The 18,640-nt window shown below is 70.1% G+C and carries 19 protein-coding genes; 18 read left to right on the top strand and 1 reads right to left on the bottom strand.

Annotated elements, in window-relative coordinates:
- Positions 1-2 precede the first annotated feature (2 nt).
- The 8 genes from lepB to ACP4E5_RS15350 all read left to right on the top strand — a co-directional run bounded on the left by lepB (position 3) and on the right by ACP4E5_RS15350 (position 6,917).
- On the top strand, positions 3-740 hold the full coding sequence (gene lepB / locus ACP4E5_RS15385) for a signal peptidase I (protein WP_425829002.1): 738 nt from the start codon (positions 3-5) through the stop codon (positions 738-740).
- The gene (locus tag ACP4E5_RS15380) at positions 733-1,245 is read left to right on the top strand and encodes an NUDIX hydrolase (RefSeq protein ID WP_425829000.1); all 513 of its coding nucleotides are present in this window, start codon (positions 733-735) and stop codon (positions 1,243-1,245) included. The genes lepB and ACP4E5_RS15380 overlap by 8 nt, the downstream gene beginning before the upstream one ends.
- Before the next feature lie 55 nt (positions 1,246-1,300).
- Positions 1,301-1,609 (top strand): DUF2469 domain-containing protein, encoded by a 309-nt coding sequence (locus ACP4E5_RS15375; protein ID WP_008737534.1) that lies wholly within the window; start codon positions 1,301-1,303, stop codon positions 1,607-1,609.
- Between the two features lie 121 nt (positions 1,610-1,730).
- Positions 1,731-2,108 carry a YraN family protein gene (locus ACP4E5_RS15370; protein WP_425828997.1) on the top strand — a complete coding sequence of 126 codons (378 nt, stop codon included), beginning with the start codon at positions 1,731-1,733 and terminating at the stop codon, positions 2,106-2,108.
- A complete protein-coding gene (locus tag ACP4E5_RS15365) occupies positions 2,108-3,727 on the top strand; it encodes a YifB family Mg chelatase-like AAA ATPase (RefSeq protein WP_425828995.1) in 1,620 nt (539 codons plus the stop codon). Before ACP4E5_RS15370 ends, ACP4E5_RS15365 begins: the two co-directional genes overlap by 1 nt.
- 120 nt (positions 3,728-3,847) lie before the next feature.
- A complete protein-coding gene (gene dprA, locus ACP4E5_RS15360) occupies positions 3,848-5,014 on the top strand; it encodes a DNA-processing protein DprA (RefSeq protein ID WP_425828993.1) in 1,167 nt (388 codons plus the stop codon).
- A gap of 350 nt (positions 5,015-5,364) precedes the next feature.
- Positions 5,365-6,207 carry an RNA polymerase sigma factor WhiG gene (whiG, locus tag ACP4E5_RS15355; RefSeq protein ID WP_425828991.1) on the top strand — a complete coding sequence of 281 codons (843 nt, stop codon included), beginning with the start codon at positions 5,365-5,367 and terminating at the stop codon, positions 6,205-6,207.
- 152 nt (positions 6,208-6,359) lie between these two features.
- Positions 6,360-6,917, top strand: coding sequence for a TetR/AcrR family transcriptional regulator (locus tag ACP4E5_RS15350; RefSeq protein WP_425841354.1), 558 nt, complete (start codon positions 6,360-6,362; stop codon positions 6,915-6,917).
- A gap of 7 nt (positions 6,918-6,924) precedes the next feature.
- Here the strand turns inward: ACP4E5_RS15350 and ACP4E5_RS15345 are convergent, their stop codons facing one another.
- On the bottom strand, positions 6,925-7,512 hold the full coding sequence (locus ACP4E5_RS15345; RefSeq protein WP_425841351.1) for a murein hydrolase activator EnvC family protein: 588 nt from the start codon (positions 7,510-7,512) through the stop codon (positions 6,925-6,927).
- 326 nt (positions 7,513-7,838) lie between these two features.
- On the opposite strand from ACP4E5_RS15345, the gene rpsB reads away from it, so the two are divergent.
- The 10 genes from rpsB to ACP4E5_RS15295 all read left to right on the top strand — a co-directional run bounded on the left by rpsB (position 7,839) and on the right by ACP4E5_RS15295 (position 18,609).
- A complete protein-coding gene (rpsB, locus tag ACP4E5_RS15340) occupies positions 7,839-8,762 on the top strand; it encodes a 30S ribosomal protein S2 (RefSeq protein WP_425828989.1) in 924 nt (307 codons plus the stop codon).
- 120 nt (positions 8,763-8,882) lie between these two features.
- On the top strand, positions 8,883-9,719 hold the full coding sequence (gene tsf, locus ACP4E5_RS15335) for a translation elongation factor Ts (protein WP_425828987.1): 837 nt from the start codon (positions 8,883-8,885) through the stop codon (positions 9,717-9,719).
- 171 nt (positions 9,720-9,890) lie between these two features.
- A complete protein-coding gene (pyrH, locus tag ACP4E5_RS15330; protein ID WP_425828985.1) occupies positions 9,891-10,661 on the top strand; it encodes a UMP kinase in 771 nt (256 codons plus the stop codon).
- 157 nt (positions 10,662-10,818) lie between these two features.
- Positions 10,819-11,376 (top strand): ribosome recycling factor, encoded by a 558-nt coding sequence (gene frr / locus ACP4E5_RS15325; protein WP_326015300.1) that lies wholly within the window; start codon positions 10,819-10,821, stop codon positions 11,374-11,376.
- Between the two features lie 32 nt (positions 11,377-11,408).
- Positions 11,409-12,641, top strand: a complete 1,233-nt coding sequence (locus ACP4E5_RS15320) for a phosphatidate cytidylyltransferase (RefSeq protein WP_425828983.1) — start codon at positions 11,409-11,411, stop codon at positions 12,639-12,641.
- A 152-nt stretch (positions 12,642-12,793) separates the two neighbouring features.
- A complete protein-coding gene (locus ACP4E5_RS15315) occupies positions 12,794-13,450 on the top strand; it encodes a YceI family protein (protein ID WP_425828981.1) in 657 nt (218 codons plus the stop codon).
- Positions 13,451-13,500: 50 nt separating this feature from the next.
- Positions 13,501-14,607, top strand: coding sequence for a dual-specificity RNA methyltransferase RlmN (gene rlmN / locus ACP4E5_RS15310; protein WP_425828979.1), 1,107 nt, complete (start codon positions 13,501-13,503; stop codon positions 14,605-14,607).
- Positions 14,608-14,822: 215 nt separating this feature from the next.
- Positions 14,823-15,902 carry a thiamine ABC transporter substrate-binding protein gene (locus tag ACP4E5_RS15305; RefSeq protein ID WP_425828977.1) on the top strand — a complete coding sequence of 360 codons (1,080 nt, stop codon included), beginning with the start codon at positions 14,823-14,825 and terminating at the stop codon, positions 15,900-15,902.
- Positions 15,878-17,560, top strand: coding sequence for an ABC transporter permease (locus ACP4E5_RS15300; RefSeq protein WP_425828975.1), 1,683 nt, complete (start codon positions 15,878-15,880; stop codon positions 17,558-17,560). Before ACP4E5_RS15305 ends, ACP4E5_RS15300 begins: the two co-directional genes overlap by 25 nt.
- On the top strand, positions 17,560-18,609 hold the full coding sequence (locus ACP4E5_RS15295; RefSeq protein WP_425828973.1) for an ABC transporter ATP-binding protein: 1,050 nt from the start codon (positions 17,560-17,562) through the stop codon (positions 18,607-18,609). Before ACP4E5_RS15300 ends, ACP4E5_RS15295 begins: the two co-directional genes overlap by 1 nt.
- Positions 18,610-18,640: the final 31 nt, after the last annotated feature.

The raw sequence follows: 18,640 nt of genomic DNA, 5'->3' as shown, positions 1-18,640 counted from the left end.
GGATGAGCAGGACGCGTCGTACGAATGAGGGTCACGGCAAGGTCGGCAGCGCGCTGTCCGGCATAGCTGTGGCCCTCGGCTGTGTGTTGTTCCTTGGCGGGTTCGTCTGGGGCGCCATCCTGTACCAGCCCTACACCGTGCCCACCGACTCCATGGACCCGACGATCAAGGCGGGCGACCGGGTGCTGGCGGAGCGGATCGACGGCAGCGAGGTCAAGCGCGGCGACGTCGTCGTCTTCCAGGAGAACTCCTGGGGAAACGTTCCGATGGTCAAGCGCGTGGTCGGCGTCGGCGGCGACAAGATCGCCTGCTGCACGGACAAGAAGCTGACCGTGAACGGCAAGCAGATCGACGAGCCGTACCTCCCGAAGGGCGAGAGTGCCTCGCTCACCGGCATCAGGACCACGATCGTCCCGCAGGGCCGGCTCTTCCTGCTCGGTGACCACCGGGCCGACTCCCTGGACTCCAGCGCGCACATCGGCGACAGCGAGAACGGGTCGGTGGAGCGTGGCGCCGTGAAGGGCCGCGTGGACGCCCTGGCGTGGCCCGTGGCGGGGATGCAGAAGCCGACCGGGTTCGAGGCCCTGCCGGGTGGCATCTCGCAGCCGGGGCCGGTGAAGGCGGTGCTCGCGGCCATCGTGGCGGGCGCGGTGCTGGTGCTCGGCGGGGCGGCGTACGGGCCGATCGCGAAGCGCTCGCGGCGCTCGCACGGCGCGTCCCCGGAGCCGGCCCGTGTCTGAACCCGGCCACGGACTGCGCAAGGTCGCCCGCGTCGTGCTGCTCGACCCCGAGGAGCGGATCCTGCTCCTGCACGGGCACGAGCCGGACGACACGGCGGACGACTGGTGGTTCACGCCGGGCGGCGGCCTGGAGGGCGACGAGACGCGTGAAGAGGCCGCCCTGCGGGAACTGGCAGAGGAGACCGGCATCACCGACGTCGAACTGGGGCCTGTGCTGTGGCAGCGGATCTGCTCCTTCCCCTTCGACGGCCGGCGCTGGGATCAGGACGAGTGGTACTTCCTGGCCCGTACGAGGACGACCTCGGCGGAGCTCGGGGAGCTCAACGGGACGGGCCTGACCGACCTGGAGCGCCGCAGTGTCGCGGGAGCGCGCTGGTGGACGTGCCGGGAACTGGCCGAGGCACATGAGACGGTGTATCCGACCAGACTCGCCGGGCTGCTGAAGCGGCTGCTCGACGAAGGTCCCCCGAGCCGGCCCGAGGTCCTCGACACGGAAATCGTCTAGAGGCGCACGAGGCTGGCGCACAATGGGGGGACGCACGGCTGAAGGGGAACATGCCATGAGCGCCGAGGACCTCGAGAAGTACGAGACCGAGATGGAGCTGAAGCTCTACCGGGAGTACCGCGACGTCGTCGGTCTGTTCAAATACGTGATCGAGACCGAGCGGCGTTTCTACCTCACCAACGACTACGAGATGCAGGTGCACTCTGTTCAGGGTGAGGTGTTTTTCGAGGTGTCGATGGCCGATGCCTGGGTCTGGGACATGTACAGGCCCGCTCGTTTCGTGAAGCAGGTCCGGGTGCTCACGTTCAAGGACGTGAACATCGAGGAGCTGAACAAGACCGACCTGGAGCTTCCTGGTAGCTGATCCGGCCCGTCGGATCGCCTCACCCACGGGTGACGAGGTTTTCCACAACTCGTAAGTAGTTCACCAAGATCCACTTCTTTCCGGCCCGGGCGTCAGCGTGGGCGTCGGAGGTGGTGCCGACGTGAACGCACGGGGAGCACTCGGGAAGTACGGCGAGGATCTGGCCGCGAGGCGGCTGACCGAGGCCGGGATGACGGTGCTCGCGCGCAATTGGCGCGCGGGCAGGTCCGGCGAGATCGACATCGTGGCGCGGGACGGCGACGCGATCGTCGTGTGCGAGGTCAAGACCCGCAGTGGGCCCAGCGGCGAGGCCGGGGCCTTCGAGCACCCGATGGCCGCGATCACGCCGGTCAAGGCGGCGCGGCTGCGCGACCTCGCGGAGCGCTGGGTGCAGGAGCACGGGGGAGCGCCGCCCGGCGGCGTCCGTATCGATCTCATCGGCGTGCTGCTGCCGGAGCGCGGAGCGCCCCGCGTCGAGCATGTGCGAGGGGTGTCCTGATGGGCTTCGCGCGTACGTGTTCCGTGGCCCTCGTGGGAGTCGAGGGCGTCGTCGTCGAGGTGCAGGCGGACCTGGAGCCGGGCATCGCCGCGTTCACGCTGGTCGGGCTGCCGGACAAGAGCCTGGTGGAGAGCCGGGACCGGGTCAGGGCGGCGGTGGTCAACTCCGGGGGCGACTGGCCGCAGAAGAAGCTCACGGTGGGGCTGAGCCCGGCGTCGGTGCCCAAGGGTGGTTCCGGTTTCGATCTCGCTGTCGCCTGCGCCGTGCTCGGTGCCGCCGAGCGGATCGACCCGAAGATCCTCGCCGACATCGTGATGATCGGGGAACTGGGCCTGGACGGGCGGGTGCGGCCGGTGCGGGGAGTGCTCCCGGCCGTGCTCGCGGCGGCCGATGCCGGTTACGAACAGGTGGTGGTCCCCGAGTGCACGGCGGGGGAGGCGGCCCTCGTGCCGGGCGTATCGGTCCTCGGCGTGCGCAGCCTGCGCCAGCTGATCGCCGTGCTCACGGACGAGCCGGTGCCGCAGGAGGAGGCGGCGGACGAGTCGGGGCGGCCCGATCCGATGCTCGCCGCCCTGAGCATGCCCGGCAGCGGGGTCGGCACCGGCTTCGGCAGCTCTGCGCACGACGGTCCGGGGCTCGACCTCGCGGAGGTCGTCGGCCAGCTGTCCGCCCGCACGGCGATCGAGGTCGCGGCGGCGGGCGGGCACCACGTGATGCTGTCGGGGCCGCCGGGCGCGGGCAAGACGATGCTGGCCGAGCGGCTGCCCGCCGTCCTGCCGCCCCTCACCCGTGAGGAGGCCCTGGAGGTCACGGCGATCCACTCGGTCGCGGGAATGCTGCCGCCGGGCAAGTCGATGATCGACACCGCGCCGTACTGCGCACCGCACCACTCGGCGACCATGCAGTCCCTCGTCGGGGGCGGGCCGGGAGTGGCTCGGCCAGGCGCGGTGTCGCTGTCGCACCGGGGCGTCCTCTTCCTTGACGAGGCCCCCGAGTTCAGCGGGCAGGCGCTCGACGCCCTGCGGCAGCCCCTGGAGGCGGGACATGTGACGATCGCGCGCAGCGCCGGGGTGGTGCGGCTGCCCGCGCGGTTCCTGATGGCGCTCGCCGCGAATCCCTGCCCGTGCGGGCACTACCGGGCGCTGGGCGGCGAATGCGACTGCCCGCCGGCCACGGTCCGCCGCTACCAGGCCAGGCTCTCCGGGCCACTGCTCGACCGGGTCGACCTCCGCGTCGAAGTGGACGCCGTCACGCGCAACGAGCTGGCGGGGTACGGGCCGCGGGGCGAGAGCACCAAGGTCGTCGCGGACCGGGTGCGGGGGGCCAGGGAGCGGGCGGCGGCCCGGTTCGCGGACACCCCGTGGCGCACCAACAGCGAGGTGCCGGGCCACGCCCTGCGCACGCGCTGGCCAGCCGCGCCCGGCGCCCTCGACGAGGCGGAGCTCGACCTGGAGCGCGGCTTCCTCACCGCGCGCGGCCTCGACCGTGTGCTGCGGGTGGCCTGGACCGTCGCCGACCTCGCCGGACGCGATCGCCCATTCGCCCAGGACGTGGCACTCGCCCTGCAACTGCGGACTGGGATCTCGCGGGGGGTACCGATGACGATCGGGGCGGGTTAGTGAGGGGGACGGTGGCTGGTGCTGGTGCTGGGGCCGTGCCGGGAGGGGTGTGCCGGGGTGGCTGTGGTGGGGCGGGGTTGTGCCTGGGGTGTTGGTGTTGGTGTTGAGGGAGGGGGCGTGATGGGTGGTGGGGCCGGGGAAGATGTGCGGCTCGCGAGGGTGCGGCTCACGAGGATCGTGGAGCCGGGCTGGGAGGTTGCCGGGCAGTGGCTGCGGGAGTTCGGGGCCGTGGAGACGGTGCGGCGCATCGAGGCGGGGGAGGCGGAGGGGCCGCTGCCCGGGGTGCGGGCCGGGCGTTGGGAGGGGCTTGTCGCGCGGGCCGCGGACGCACCGCCCGCCGAGCGGGACCTGGCGCGGGCGGCGGCGTCAGGGTCGAGGTTCGTGTGTCCGGGGGACGCCGAGTGGCCGGGACAGTTGGACGACCTGCGGGACGGGCGGCCGGTGGGGCTCTGGGTGCGGGGCGGGCCCAATCTGCGGATGTGGGCGCTGCGCTCGGTCGCCGTGGTGGGCGCGCGGGCCTGCACGGACTACGGCGTGCGGATGGGCGCGAGCCTCGGCGCCGGGCTCGCCGAGCGGGGCTGGGTCGTGGTCTCCGGCGGGGCCTATGGGGTCGACGCCGCCGCGCACCGTGGGGCACTCGGAGCGACCGGGGCGACGGTGGCCGTGCTCGCCTGCGGCATCGACCGGATCTATCCGCGGGGGCACGCCCAGTTGATCGACCGGGTCGCGGAACAGGGACTCGTGATCGGGGAGTTGCCGCCCGGGGACCATCCGACGCCCAGCCGGTTCATCCTCCGGAACCGGGTGATCGCCGCGCTCACCAGAGGAACGGTCGTGGTGGAGGCGGCCTATCGCAGCGGAGCGCTGGGCACGGTCCGCTGGGCGCAGCGCCTCGGGCGGCACGCGATGGGCGTCCCGGGGCCGGTGACCAGCAGCGTCTCCGCGGGAGTGCATGAACTGCTGCGCAAGGAGGCCGTGCTGGTGACCGACGCGGCGGAAGTCGTGGAGCTGGTCGGGGAGATGGGCGAGCTGGCGCCCGAGCGCCGTGGGCCGGTGCTGCCCCGCGATCTGCTGCCGGCCGGCGCGGCACGGGTGCTCGCCGCGCTTCCCGCGCGCGGAGCGTGCAGCGTCGCCGAGGCCGGTCGCGGCGCGGGGACGAGTCAGGACGAGACGATCGGGAGGTTGTACGAACTGCGCTCTTTGGGGTTCGTCGAACGACACGGCGAGGGCTGGCAGTTGACACGCCAGGCGATCGAATCGGTCTTTCCCGGAGGGGAGGTGCCCTGACGCGGTGCGTTGCGCCGTCCGGATGACCCCCCGATGACCTTGGCAATTCCGGCAGTTGACGCTCCGTCCCGATCGGCCGGGGCGACGGAACCGTCCACGCGAGTCGACGAAGGGAACGTATCTGCGCAACGGCGATCTCCCACCCTTCGCACACTGCGACGCTCCAGTCACGCTACGCTCACCAGGATCCGGGTTCGTCCCCTCCATCCGGAATCAGGTGGGTAGCTCGGAACCAGTCATCACCAGACGGGCAACACGGCATTTTCACAGGCAGAGCGATCACAGCGACCAGTACGTCAAGCACCCTCGGTTTCCTGGGTACGCAGCAGCAGAACGGCACAAGGCGGCGCATGCCACAACACACCTCAGGGTCCGACCGGGCGGCGGTACCCCCCGCCGCGCGCGGCTCCAGCGTGCGGCCTCCGGCTCCCTCCTCCCTCGAGGAGCTGTGGAGGTCGTACAAGGCGACGGGCGACGAGCGGCTGCGGGAACAGCTGATCCTGCACTACTCGCCGCTGGTGAAGTACGTGGCGGGCCGGGTCAGCGTGGGGCTGCCGCCCAATGTGGAGCAGGCGGACTTCGTCTCGTCCGGGGTCTTCGGGCTCATCGACGCGATCGAGAAGTTCGACATCGAGCGGGAGATCAAGTTCGAGACGTACGCGATCACGCGGATCCGCGGCGCGATGATCGACGAACTGCGCGCGCTCGACTGGATCCCCCGGTCCGTGCGGCAGAAGGCGCGCAACGTGGAGCGTGCCTACGCCACCCTCGAGGCCCAGCTGCGGCGCACTCCTTCGGAGAGCGAGGTGGCCGCGGAGATGGGGGTCGGGCTCGAGGAACTGCACGCGGTGTTCAGCCAGTTGTCGCTGGCGAACGTGGTGGCACTGGAAGAGCTGCTGCACGTCGGGAGCGAGGGCGGCGGGGACCGGCTCAGCGTCCTGGACACGCTCGAGGACCACGCCGCGGACAACCCGGTGGAGGTCGCGGAGGACCGGGAGCTGCGGCGCTTCCTGGCGCGGGCGATCAATACGCTGCCGGAGCGGGAGAAGACCGTCGTCACGCTCTACTACTACGAGGGTCTGACGCTGGCCGAGATCGGCAATGTGCTCGGGGTCACGGAGAGCCGGGTCAGCCAGATCCATACGAAGTCCGTGCTGCAGCTGCGGGCGAAGCTTGCGAGTTTCGGGCGCTGAGGGGGGTGCGGTCCGGCGGCCCGGCGAATCGTGCCTGCCGCGTGCCTGCCTCGGTGCCTGCCTCCGGTCGGGCGGCCTTGAGGCCCGACCGGCTCCCGTCGCGGGGCGCATCTTCGTAAAGTGGAGACGTGCCTAGGATTCGAGCGGCCTCCGTGGCCGAGCACCGGTCGATGCAGCGCGGCGCCCTTCTGGACGCGGCGCGCTCCCTGCTGTCCGAGGGCGGGACGGACGCGCTGACGTTTCCCGCGCTCGCGGAGCGGACGGGGCTCGCGCGCTCGTCCGTCTATGAGTACTTCAAGTCGCGCGCGGCCGTGGTCGAGGAGTTGTGCGAGGTCGACTTCCCGGTGTGGGCCGCGGAGGTCGAGGCCGGGATGGCCCGGGCCGATACGCCCGAGGGCAAGGTCGAGGCGTATGTGCGGGAGCAGTTGGCGCTGGTGGGGGACCGGCGGCACCGGGCCGTCGTCGCCATCTCCGCGAGTGAGCTGGACGCCGGGGCGCGGGAGAAGATCCGGGCCGCGCACGGCGGGCTCGTCGCGATGATCGTCGAGGCGCTCGAGCAGATGGGGCACGAGCAGCCGCGGCTCGCCGCGATGCTGGTCCAGGGCGTGGTGGACGCGGCCGTGCGCAGGATCGAGCTGGGAGCCGCGGAGGAGCCCGGCGTGATCGTGGACGCGGCCGTGGGGATGGCGCTGCGGGGCGTCCTCGGCTGATCCGCGTTCAGCCGAAGAGCGCACCCGGCCACGCGCCCGACCGCTCCCACGCTCCCGGCCACGCTCCCGACCGATCCCACGCCCCCGACCGCTCCCATATCCCCGACCACCCCCACACGGGCAGCAGCCTCGAAGGGCCCCCGCGCATGAGTGACGGGTCCAGGAGTGTCAGCGGGTTCAGGTAGGTGTCGCCCCGAAGCAGCCCCCAGTGCAGGCACGACGGGGCGGCGGGCGGGCAATGGCCGGTGGGGAGTTGCAGGGTGCCCACCACCTCGCCGGCCGTGACGTCCTCCCCCTTGTGGACCGTCGGCGTCACCGGTTCGTACGTCGTGCGCAGAGGCGGATCGCCGGTGTCCGGGAGCTCCAGGGACACCACGCCCCTGCCCGCGATCTCGCCCGCGAAGAGGACCCGTCCGTCGACCACCGCACGTACAGGGGCGTCGATGGGGGCCGCCAGGTCGACGCCGCGGTGGCCGGGTCCGTAGGGCGTCGCCGGAGGCGCCCAGGCGCGGACCACCGCGGGGCGCTCGCCCACCGGCCACAGGTGGGCGAGGTGGGCGTCCCCCGCTCGCGCCGAGGACGGGAAGGCCAGCATCACGAACAGGACGACCGTCACCGTGAGTAGTTTTCGCATGGCGATCAGGTTCCACCGCGGAGCGTCGCCGCGGGGATCATGGCCGGGAAACGTGGACTACCCAGCGGTTGTGGACAGCGGCGTCACCCGGTACCTCGCGGGTCCCGTACACTTCATGTGGCGATCCGGCCCACCGGATCGACTTCGCACGCCCCGACACCGGGCCTCACAGCTTCGTGTCAGTGGCCTATCGGTCCCGTACGACCGCCTCGCAGGAGCGCGAGCGTACGCGGCAGGCACACGCAGTGGGCGTCAGGAAACAACCGAGAAAACCAAGGAGTACGGCCATGGCCGTCGTCACGATGCGGGAGCTGCTTGAGAGCGGCGTCCACTTCGGTCACCAGACCCGTCGTTGGAACCCGAAGATGAAGCGCTTCATCTTCACGGAGCGCAACGGCATCTACATCATCGACCTTCTCCAGTCGCTGTCGTACATCGACCGCGCCTACGAGTTCGTCAAGGAGACCGTCGCCCACGGCGGCACGGTCATGTTCGTCGGTACGAAGAAGCAGGCGCAGGAAGCGATCGCCGAGCAGGCGACCCGCGTCGGCATGCCCTACGTGAACCAGCGCTGGCTGGGCGGCATGCTCACCAACTTCTCGACCGTCTACAAGCGTCTGCAGCGCCTCAAGGAGCTCGAGCAGATCGACTTCGAGGACGTCGCCGCGTCCGGTCTCACCAAGAAGGAGCTTCTCGTGCTCTCGCGCGAGAAGGCCAAGCTGGAGAAGACCCTCGGCGGTATCCGCGAGATGTCCAAGGTTCCCAGCGCCGTCTGGATCGTGGACACCAAGAAGGAGCACATCGCTGTCGGCGAGGCCCGGAAGCTCAACATCCCGGTCGTCGCGATCCTCGACACGAACTGTGACCCCGACGAGGTCGACTACAAGATCCCGGGCAACGACGACGCGATCCGCTCCGTCACCCTGCTCACCCGCGTGATCGCCGACGCCGTCGCCGAGGGCCTCATCGCCCGTTCCGGCGTCGCCACTGGCGACCAGAAGCCGGGCGAGAAGGCCGCCGGCGAGCCCCTCGCCGAGTGGGAGCGCGACCTGCTCGAGGGCGAGAAGAAGGCCGACGACAAGGCCGAGGCGAAGCCCGCCGAGGCCGACGCCAAGGTCGAGGAGAAGGCTGCGGAGGCCCCGGCCGCCGAGGCTGCCGCTCCCGCCGAGGCCCCCGTCGAGGCCCCGGCCGCGGACGCCGAGCAGGCCTGACCCGTACGGGATTCGGTTTCATGAGGTGACGGCGGGGGTCGACTGCGACCCCCGCCTTCACCCGTGACCGTCACCTTCGTTCTCACACTGCTTCAGACTTCGTAGAGAGAAACCAGGATCATGGCGAACTACACCGCCGCTGACGTCAAGAAGCTCCGCGAGCTCACGGGCGCCGGCATGATGGACTGCAAGAAGGCGCTCGACGAGGCCGACGGCAGCGTCGACAAGGCCGTCGAGGCCCTGCGCATCAAGGGCCAGAAGGGCGTCGCCAAGCGCGAGGGCCGTTCCGCCGAGAACGGCGCGGTCGTCTCCCTCATCGCCGACGACAACACCTCCGGTGTCCTCGTCGAGCTGAAGTGCGAGACGGACTTCGTCGCCAAGAGCCCGAAGTTCCAGGCCGTCGCCGACCAGCTGGTCGCCCACGTCGCCAAGACGTCCCCGGCCGACCTCGAGGCGCTGCTCGCCTCCGAGATCGAGGCCGGCAAGACCGTCCAGGCCTTCGTCGACGAGGCCAACGCCAACCTCGGCGAGAAGATCGTCCTGGACCGCTTCGCGCAGTTCTCGGGCGCGTACGTCTCCGCCTACATGCACCGCACCATGCCCGACCTGCCCCCGCAGATCGGTGTTCTGGTCGAGCTGGACAAGGCCGACGCCGAGCTGGCCAAGGGCGTCGCGCAGCACATCGCCGCCTTCGCGCCGAAGTACCTCTCCCGCGAGGACGTTCCGGCCGAGGTCGTCGAGTCCGAGCGCCGCGTCGCGGAGGAGACCACCCGCGCCGAGGGCAAGCCGGAGGCCGCGCTCCCGAAGATCGTCGAGGGTCGCGTCAACGGCTTCTTCAAGGAGGCCACGCTGCTCGGTCAGCCGTACGCCCTCGACAACAAGAAGTCCGTCGAGAAGGTCCTCCAGGAGGCCGGTGTCACCCTGAAGCGCTTCTCGCGCATCAAGGTCGGCATCTGAGTCCGTACCGCGCCAGACGCGAGACCCCGCTAGGGTCGACAGCAGTCGTCCGGGAACGCGCCGGACGACCGCAGTTGTGACGAGGAGGCCATTGCCGCGCATGGGATGCGAACCAGCCCACCGGCAATGGCCTTCTTCGTATGTGTGCCAAGCAAAAGAGGCGAGAATCCCATGACCACCACCCAGGCCGACAAGGGCGACAAGAGCGACGAAGGCAAAGGCGCGGGGCGCTTTCTGCTGAAGCTTTCCGGCGAGGCGTTCGCCGGGGGCGGGGGTCTGGGCGTCGACCCCGACGTGGTGCACGCCATCGCCCGTGAGATCGCGGCCGTCGTACGTGACGGCTGGCAGCTCGCGGTCGTCATCGGCGGCGGCAACTTCTTCCGCGGCGCCGAGCTGCAGCAGCGCGGCATGGACCGTGCCCGCAGCGACTACATGGGCATGCTCGGCACGGTCATGAACTGCCTGGCCCTCCAGGACTTCCTGGAGAAGGAGGGCATCGACTGCCGCGTGCAGACCGCCATCACCATGGGGCAGGTCGCCGAGCCGTACATCCCGCTGCGCGCCGTGCGGCACCTGGAGAAGGGCCGCGTCGTCATCTTCGGCGCCGGTATGGGCATGCCGTACTTCTCCACCGACACGACCGCCGCGCAGCGCGCCCTGGAGATCGACGCGCAGGCGCTGCTCATGGGCAAGAACGGTGTCGACGGCGTCTACGACTCGGACCCGAAGACCAACCCCGAGGCCGTGAAGTTCGACGGGCTCAGCTATGGCGAGGTCATCACCCGCGACCTGAAGGTCGCCGACATGACCGCGATCACCCTGTGCCGCGACAACAAGCTGCCGATCCTCGTCTTCGAGCTCATCACGTCGGGCAATATCGCCCGTGCCGTCAAGGGTGAGAAGATCGGGACCCTCGTGGGCGAACAGGGCACCCGCGCCTGACCCCCTCCCGTCCGCCTGGGAACCCCGTGTCCTCGAAGGTTCCCCGGGGGATGGACAATGTCCTGCCGGTCGGACACCGTGCAGGAAAGACACGCGACGCAGCCGACCGCGCCCCCGTGCCCGGCCGGGCCTCACTCAAGACACGCAGGAGCAAGTGGTGATCGAAGAGACCCTCCTCGAGGCCGAGGAAAAGATGGAGAAGGCCGTCGTCGTCGCCAAGGAGGACTTCGCCGCGATCCGCACAGGGCGTGCGCACCCGGCGATGTTCAACAAGATCGTCGCCGACTACTACGGCGCGCTGACGCCGATCAACCAGCTGGCCTCGTTCTCGGTGCCCGAGCCGCGGATGGCCGTGGTGACCCCGTTCGACAAGAGCGCGCTGCGCAACATCGAGCAGGCGATCCGCGACTCCGACCTCGGCGTCAACCCGAGCAACGACGGCAGCATCATCCGAGTGGTCTTCCCGGAGCTGACCGAGGAGCGCCGCAAGGAGTACATCAAGGTCGCCAAGGCCAAGGCCGAGGACGCCAAGGTCTCCATCCGTTCCGTGCGCCGCAAGGCCAAGGACACCATCGACAAGGCGATCAAGGACGGCGACATCGGCGAGGACGAGGGCCGTCGCGGCGAGAAGGAACTGGACGACACCACGACGAAGTACGTGGCCCAGGTCGACGAGCTGCTCAAGCACAAGGAAGCCGAGCTGCTCGAAGTCTGAGCGAGCGCGGAAGATCGAGGTTCGAGGAATCCGTGAACGACTCTTCCTGGGGTGCGCCGAGTGGGCCCGGACACTGGGGCCCGACCGACGACCAAGGGTCCGCCCCTGGTCAGGGGCCCGCGTACGGGCAGGTGCCGGCGTACGGCCAAGGGCCGTCGTACAACCAAGGACCGTCGTACGACCACGGGCGCGCTCCGGCGGGTCCCGCGTACGAACGGCACGCGGTCGATGAGACTCGGCCCATGCCCATCGTGCCCGATATGCCTGATACGCCTTCTGGTGACGGAAGGGGCGACGACCAGGACGACCGGGGGGCCGCCCGGCTGAGTGGTCCCCTGTTCCGCGACGAGGCGCCGCGTCGGCCGGAGCCGGCCGAGCGGCCCGCGCAGCCCTCGGACCCCGCCGGGTCCTCGCAGGCCCCGCAGTCCTCGCAGCCCGAGCCGCCCAAGAAGAAGAGCGCGGGCCGGGACCTCGGGGCGGCCATAGGTGTCGGCGTCGGGCTCGGTGCGGTGGTCATCGGTTCGCTGTTCATCGTCAAGGCCGTGTTCGTCGGCGTGATAGCGGTGGCCGTCGTCGTCGGCCTGTGGGAGCTGACCTCGCGGCTCGACGAGCGCAAGGGCATCAGGGCGCCGCTCGTGCCGCTCGCCGTCGGCGGCGCGGCCATGGTGGTGGCCGGGTACGTACGGGGCGCCGAGGGCGCCTGGGTGGCGATGGCGCTGACCGCGCTCGCGGTCCTCGTGTGGCGGATGACGGAGCCGCCCGAGGGTTACCTGAAGGACGTCACGGCGGGGGTCTTCGCGGCCTTCTACGTACCGTTCCTCGCGACCTTCGTGGCGATGATGCTCACCGCGGACGACGGGGCGTGGCGGGTGCTCACGTTCCTCATCCTGACGGTCGTCAGCGACACCGGGGCGTACGCGGTCGGCTGGCGCTTCGGCAAGCACAAGCTCGCGCCGCGCATCAGCCCCGGCAAGACCCGCGAGGGCCTGCTGGGCGCCGTGTCGTTCGCCATGGTGGCGGGCGTGCTGTGCATGCAGTTCCTGGTGGACGACGGCACGTGGTGGCAGGGCCTCGTCATGGGCGCGCTCGTCGCGGCCAGCGCGACCCTCGGCGACCTCGGCGAGTCCATGATCAAGCGGGACCTCGGGATCAAGGACATGGGGACGTTGCTGCCGGGTCACGGCGGGATCATGGACCGGCTCGACTCCCTGCTGCCGACGGCCCCGGTCGTATGGCTGCTCCTGGTGCTGTTCGTCGGTTCCTGAAGAACGCACATACGAAGAGCCCCCGTCCGTAACCGGACGGGGGCTCTTCGTATGTCCCCTGGCGGGACTTGTGAAGACCTGTCCGCGAAGGTGGGCGGGTTCGTTGAGGGGGGCTTGCGTGTGTTCTTTACGCTGAAGTAACAACATGCCTCATGAACATTTTCGGTCGCAGCTTCTCATCCCGGCGCGCAGAGGGATCCGCTGCTCCGGGGGCCGCCGGCACCGCAGTACTGCCCGACCCGCCCGGCCACGATCCCTCGATGTCGGCGCTCACCGGCACGTGGATGGTCGACCCCGCGCACAGCAGGATCGGGTTCTCCGTTCGGCACGCCATGGTGACGACCGTGCGTGGCGCCTTCACGGAGTACCAGAGTCGCCTCTACTTCGACGGCGACGACCCGTCCCGCTCCTCCGCCGAGCTCGTCCTCGCCACGGCGAGCATCGACACCGGTGTCGAGCAGCGGGACGCCCACGTGGTGGGCCGTGACTTCCTGAACGCCTCCCAGTACCCGCGGATGACCTTCAAGAGCACTGCCGTGGAACTGGCGGGCGACGATGTCTACCGGATGCACGGCGACCTCACCATCAAGGACGTCGCCCGCCCCGTCGTCCTCGAACTCACCTACATCGGCTTCGTCACGGACGCCTTCGGCGACGAACGCGTCGGCTTCGACGGCACCACCACCATCAACCGCACCGACTGGGGCCTCACGTACAACGCCCGCCTGGCCCAGGGCGGCAACATGGTCAGCGAAAAGGTCCGCCTCCAGTTCGACATCGCGGCCATCCGCACCCCGTCGGGCCCCTGATCGCGCGGGGGCGCAGGTCACCCTCGTAGATCTGCGACACTGGTAACGCTATGCCTAAGCCCGGAGAACTGACGTTTGTCGCCCCCCGCGGGGCCAAGAAGCCGCCGCGGCACCTTGCTGATCTTTCGCCTGCTGAGCGGAAGGAAGCCGTTGCCGCGATCGGTGAGAAGCCGTTTCGCGCGAAGCAGCTCTCGCAGCACTACTTCGCGCGGTTCGCGCACGATCCCGCGGAGTGGACCGACATCCCCGCGGGGTCGCGGGAGAAGCTGCGGGAGGCGTTGCTGCCGGAGCTGATGACCGTCGTGCGGCATCTGTCGACCGACCAGGACACCACGCGCAAGACGCTGTGGAAGCTGTTCGACGGGACGCTCGTGGAGAGCGTGCTCATGCGGTACCCGGACCGCGTGACGATGTGCATCTCGTCGCAGGCCGGGTGCGGGATGAACTGCCCGTTCTGTGCCACCGGGCAGGCCGGGCTCGACCGGAATCTGTCGACCGGTGAGATCGTGCATCAGATCGTCGACGGGATGCGGGCTCTCAGGGACGGGGAGATTCCCGGGGGACCCGCGCGGCTCAGCAACATCGTGTTCATGGGCATGGGCGAGCCGCTCGCCAACTACAAGAGGGTCATCCAGGCCATCCGCGCGCTCACCGACCCGGAGCCGGACGGGCTCGGGCTCAGTCAGCGCGGCATCACCGTGTCGACGGTCGGGCTCGTGCCCGCCATCAACCGGTTCACCGACGAGGGCCTCAAGTGCCGGCTCGCGATCTCGCTGCACGCGCCCGACGACGAGCTGCGTGACACCCTCGTACCCGTCAATACGCGGTGGAACGTGCGGGAGGTGCTCGACTCCGGGTTCGAGTACGCCGCGAAGTCCGGGCGTCGGCTCTCGATCGAGTACGCGCTGATCCGGGACATCAACGACCAGGCGTGGCGTGGTGACCGGCTCGGGCGGATGCTCAAGGGGAAGCCGGTGCATGTGAATCTGATTCCGCTCAATCCGACCCCGGGGTCGAAGTGGACCGCCTCGCGGCCCGAGGACGAGAAGGCCTTCGTCGACGCCATCGCCGCGCACGGCGTTCCGGTGACCATCCGGGACACCCGTGGCCAGGAGATCGACGGAGCCTGTGGACAGCTGGCGGCCACCGAGCGGTAGCCTGGCAGGCGTCATACATCTTCATATTCCGACAGGGGAGCGCCACAGCGCTGAGAGTGCGGTATCGACCGCAGACCCTCTGAACCTTGCCCAGGTCATTCTGGGTAGGAAGTTCGGTCACCACTCAAGCTGTTGCGCCCTGCCCGGAGCCTCGCGAGTAGCGAAGACTCCGGGCAGGGCCGCGTCTTCTCCTGGTCACCCCAGGAGGAATCGAAGTGAGCAAGAAGATCTACGTGGCCGTGGCCGTCGGCCTCGGTCTGGTCACGCTGTCCGCGTGCGGGTCGTCGGGCGGCTCCGGGGCCGGGAGCGGCGACTCCAAGACCGTCACCCTCGTCAGCCATGACTCGTGGGCGGTTTCGAAGAACGTACTGGCCGACTTCGAGAAGAGCTCCGGCTACAAGGTCAGGGTCCTCAAGGACGGCGACGCCGGCGAGGCCGTCAACAAGGCGATCCTGTCCAAGGACAATCCGCAGGGCGACGTCTTCTTCGGCGTCGACAACACCCTGCTCTCGCGTGCGCTCGACGACGGGATCTTCTCCTCGTACAAGCCCAAGGGCCTGGACGAGGTGAAGGGGCGGTATCAGCTCGACAAGGCGAAGAACCGGGTGACCCCCATCGACACCGGGTCGCTCTGCGTCAATTACGACAAGGCGTACTTCAAGAAGCACGATCTCGCGCCCCCGTCGTCCTTCGCCGACCTCACCAAGCCCGCCTACAAGAACCTGCTCGTCACGGAGAACGCGTCCACGTCCTCGCCCGGTCTCGGTTTTCTGCTCGGGACCGCCGCGAAGTACGGCGACGACGGCTGGCAGCCGTACTGGAAGAAGCTGAAGGCCAACGGGCTCAAGGTCGTCGACGGCTGGGACCAGGCGTACAACGAGGAGTTCAGCGGGAGTTCCGGCGGGAAGAAGGCCGGCGGTGACCGGCCGCTCGTCGTGTCGTACGCGTCCTCGCCGCCCGCCGAGGCCGTCTTCGCCGACCCGCAGCCGAAGACCTCGCCGGTCGGGGTCGCCAAGGGGACCTGCTTCCAGCAGATCGAGTTCGCGGGGCTGCTCAACGGCGCGAAGAACGAGAAGGGCGGCAAGGCGCTGCTCGACTTCCTGGTCTCCAAGAAGTTCCAGGAGGACATGCCGCTCAATATGTTCGTCGACCCCGTGACGAAGAACGCCGGTGTGCCCGCCGACTACAGCAAGTACGCGGTCAAGGTCGACGATCCCGAGACCATGAGCCCGCGCAGGATCGCGGACAACCGGGATGACTGGGTGAAGTCGTGGACGTCGCTCGTACTGAAGTAGCCAGGCCGGCGATACGGACCGGGAACGCGGCGCGGCTCGGGCTGATGGCCCTGCCCGTCGTGTTCTTCGGGCTGTTCTTCGCCTACCCGGTCGTCGCGATCGTCGAGCGCGGGCTGCACGTCGACGGTGCCTGGCAGTTCGGGCGGATGCTCGACGTCCTGGGGCAGTCCGACATCCGGCACGTCCTGTGGTTCACGGTGTGGCAGGCGGTCGCGTCCACCGTGCTGACGCTGCTGATCGCGCTGCCGGGGGCGTACGTCTTCGCGCGGTTCGAGTTTCCCGGGAAGCAGGTGCTGCGGGCGGTCGTCACCGTGCCGTTCGTGCTGCCGACCGTCGTCGTGGGCACCGCGTTCCTCGCGCTCGTCGGGCACGGCGGGCTGCTCGACGAGCTGTGGGGCGTCCGGCTCGACACGACGGTGTGGGCGATTCTGCTGGCGCATGTCTTCTTCAATTACGCCGTCGTCGTACGCACTGTCGGTGGGCTCTGGGCGCAGCTCGATCCGCGGCAGGAGGAGGCCGCGCGGATGCTCGGCGCCTCGCGGTTCGCGGCGTGGCGGAAGGTGACGCTGCCGGCGCTGGGGCCCGCTGTCGCGGCTGCCGCGCTCATGGTCTTTCTCTTCACGTTCACGTCGTTCGGTGTCGTGCAGATCCTGGGCGGGCCCGGGTTCTCGACGCTCGAGGTCGAGATCTATCGGCAGACCGCCCAGATCTTCGATCTGTCGACCGCTGCCGTGCTGACCATCGTGCAGTTCGTCGCCGTCGGGCTGATCCTCGGTGTGCACGCGTGGACCGTGCGGCGGCGGGAGAGCGCGCTGCGGCTCGTCGACGCCGCGCACACGGCGCGCAGGCCGCGCGGGACCGGGCAGTGGGCGCTCCTCGGCGGTGTGCTGGTGTCCGTCGCCCTGCTGATCGTGCTGCCGCTCGGGGTGCTCGTCGAGCGCTCGCTCGACGCTCCGGGTGGGTACGGGTTCGGGTACTACCGGGCGCTGACCTCGGCGGACGGCGGGACTTTCCTGGTGCCGCCGATCGACGCGATCTGGAATTCGCTGGAGTACGCGCTCGCCGCCACGGCCATCGCCGTGGTGATCGGCGGGCTCGCCGCCGCGGCGCTCACCCGGCGGGGCGGGCGGCTCGTGCGCGGGTTCGACGCGTTGTTGATGCTGCCGCTGGGGGTGTCGGCGGTGACCGTCGGATTCGGCTTCCTGATCACGCTCGACGAGCCGCCACTCGACCTGCGGTCCACGTGGATCCTGGTGCCGCTCGCGCAGGCGCTCGTCGGGGTGCCGTTCGTGGTGCGGACGATGCTGCCGGTGCTGCGGGCCGTCGACGGGCGGCTCCGGGAGGCCGCCGCCGTGCTCGGGGCCTCGCCGTTGCGGGCCTGGCGGGAGGTCGACCTGCCGATGGTGCGGCGGGCGCTGCTGGTGGCGGCCGGGTTCGCGTTCGCCGTGTCGCTCGGCGAGTTCGGGGCGACCGTGTTCATCGCGCGGCCCGACAATCCGACGCTGCCGGTCGCCGTGGCCCGCCTGCTCGGGCGGGCCGGTGACCTCAACTACGGGCAGGCGATGGCGCTCTCGACCGTGCTGATGGTCGTCTGCGCGGCCTCGCTGCTCGCCCTTGAACGGATTCGGCCCGCCAAGGCCTCGACCGGGGAGTTCTGATGTCGCTGCTGGAGTTGGACGACGCGACCGTACGGTTCGGTGGGCGCGCCGTGCTCGACGACGTGGGCCTTGAGGTGGCCGAGCACGAGATCGTGTGCGTGCTCGGGCCGAGCGGCAGCGGCAAGTCGACGCTGCTGCGGGCCATCGCCGGGCTGCAACCCCTGGACGGCGGGCGGGTGTTGCTCGGCGGCGCCGACCAGGCGGGGGTGCCCGCGCACAAGCGGGGCGTCGGCCTGATGTTCCAGGACCACCAGCTGTTCCCGCAGCGCGACGTGGGGCAGAACGTCGCCTTCGGGCTGCGGATGCACGGCGTCGGCAAGGGTGAACAGGCGGAGCGCGTACGGGAGTTGCTGGGGCTCGTCGGGCTGCCCGGCGCCGAGCGGCGGGCGGTCTCCGCGCTGTCCGGTGGGGAGCAGCAGCGGGTCGCGCTCGCCCGGGCGCTCGCGCCGCGGCCTCGGTTGCTGATGCTGGACGAGCCGCTCGGGCAGCTCGACCGTTCGCTGCGTGAGCGGCTCGTCGTCGAACTGCGGGAACTCTTCGGCGAGTTGGGGACGACCGTGCTCGCCGTCACGCACGACCAGGGCGAGGCGTTCGCGCTCGCCGACCGGGTCGTGGTGATGCGCGACGGGCGGATCGCCCAGACCGGGACGCCTCTTGAGGTGTGGCGGCGGCCGGCGGACGAGTTCGTGGCGCGGTTCCTCGGGTTCGACAACGTGGTGGGGGCGACGGTGACCGGGGCGGTCGCGGACACGCCCTGGGGCAAGGTTCCGGTGCCGGAGGGGTCGGAGCAGGGGGAGCGCCGGCTTCTCGTGCGGCCGGCGGGCGTACGCCTCGTCCCTGCCGCCGAGGCCCAGCTGACCTGCGCCGTCACCGCACGCACCTTCCGCGGTACGCACGTAGCGCTGCACCTGCAACCGGGGGACGCGCCCCGCCTGGAAGCGGCCTGCGCGCTGCGGGAGGCGCCGGAACCGGGGGACGAGGTCGGGGTCGCCTTCGACGCGGCGGACATCGTGGTGCTGGGGGCGGGCGCCGGACGGCTCACCGGCTGAGCCGAGTCGCCGAACGACGCCCGCGCCAGGC

It is taken from the genome of Streptomyces fractus (assembly GCF_049844455.1).
In the GTDB taxonomy this organism is placed as follows: Bacteria; Actinomycetota; Actinomycetes; order Streptomycetales; family Streptomycetaceae; genus Streptomyces; species Streptomyces fractus.
The sequence above is the reverse complement of the archived record's forward strand: the minus strand, read 5'-3'. Positions and strand labels throughout refer to the sequence as shown.

Coding starts and splice junctions, on each gene's coding strand:
- lepB (WP_425829002.1), top strand. CDS start 3: ATGAGCAGGACGCGTCGTACGAATGAGGGTCACGGCAAGGTCGGCAGC.
- ACP4E5_RS15375 (WP_008737534.1), top strand. CDS start 1,301: ATGAGCGCCGAGGACCTCGAGAAGTACGAGACCGAGATGGAGCTGAAG.
- ACP4E5_RS15365 (WP_425828995.1), top strand. CDS start 2,108: ATGGGCTTCGCGCGTACGTGTTCCGTGGCCCTCGTGGGAGTCGAGGGC.
- dprA (WP_425828993.1), top strand. CDS start 3,848: ATGGGTGGTGGGGCCGGGGAAGATGTGCGGCTCGCGAGGGTGCGGCTC.
- whiG (WP_425828991.1), top strand. CDS start 5,365: ATGCCACAACACACCTCAGGGTCCGACCGGGCGGCGGTACCCCCCGCC.
- ACP4E5_RS15345 (WP_425841351.1), bottom strand. CDS start 7,512: ATGCTGGCCTTCCCGTCCTCGGCGCGAGCGGGGGACGCCCACCTCGCC.
- rpsB (WP_425828989.1), top strand. CDS start 7,839: ATGGCCGTCGTCACGATGCGGGAGCTGCTTGAGAGCGGCGTCCACTTC.
- tsf (WP_425828987.1), top strand. CDS start 8,883: ATGGCGAACTACACCGCCGCTGACGTCAAGAAGCTCCGCGAGCTCACG.
- pyrH (WP_425828985.1), top strand. CDS start 9,891: ATGACCACCACCCAGGCCGACAAGGGCGACAAGAGCGACGAAGGCAAA.
- ACP4E5_RS15315 (WP_425828981.1), top strand. CDS start 12,794: ATGAACATTTTCGGTCGCAGCTTCTCATCCCGGCGCGCAGAGGGATCC.
- rlmN (WP_425828979.1), top strand. CDS start 13,501: ATGCCTAAGCCCGGAGAACTGACGTTTGTCGCCCCCCGCGGGGCCAAG.
- ACP4E5_RS15295 (WP_425828973.1), top strand. CDS start 17,560: ATGTCGCTGCTGGAGTTGGACGACGCGACCGTACGGTTCGGTGGGCGC.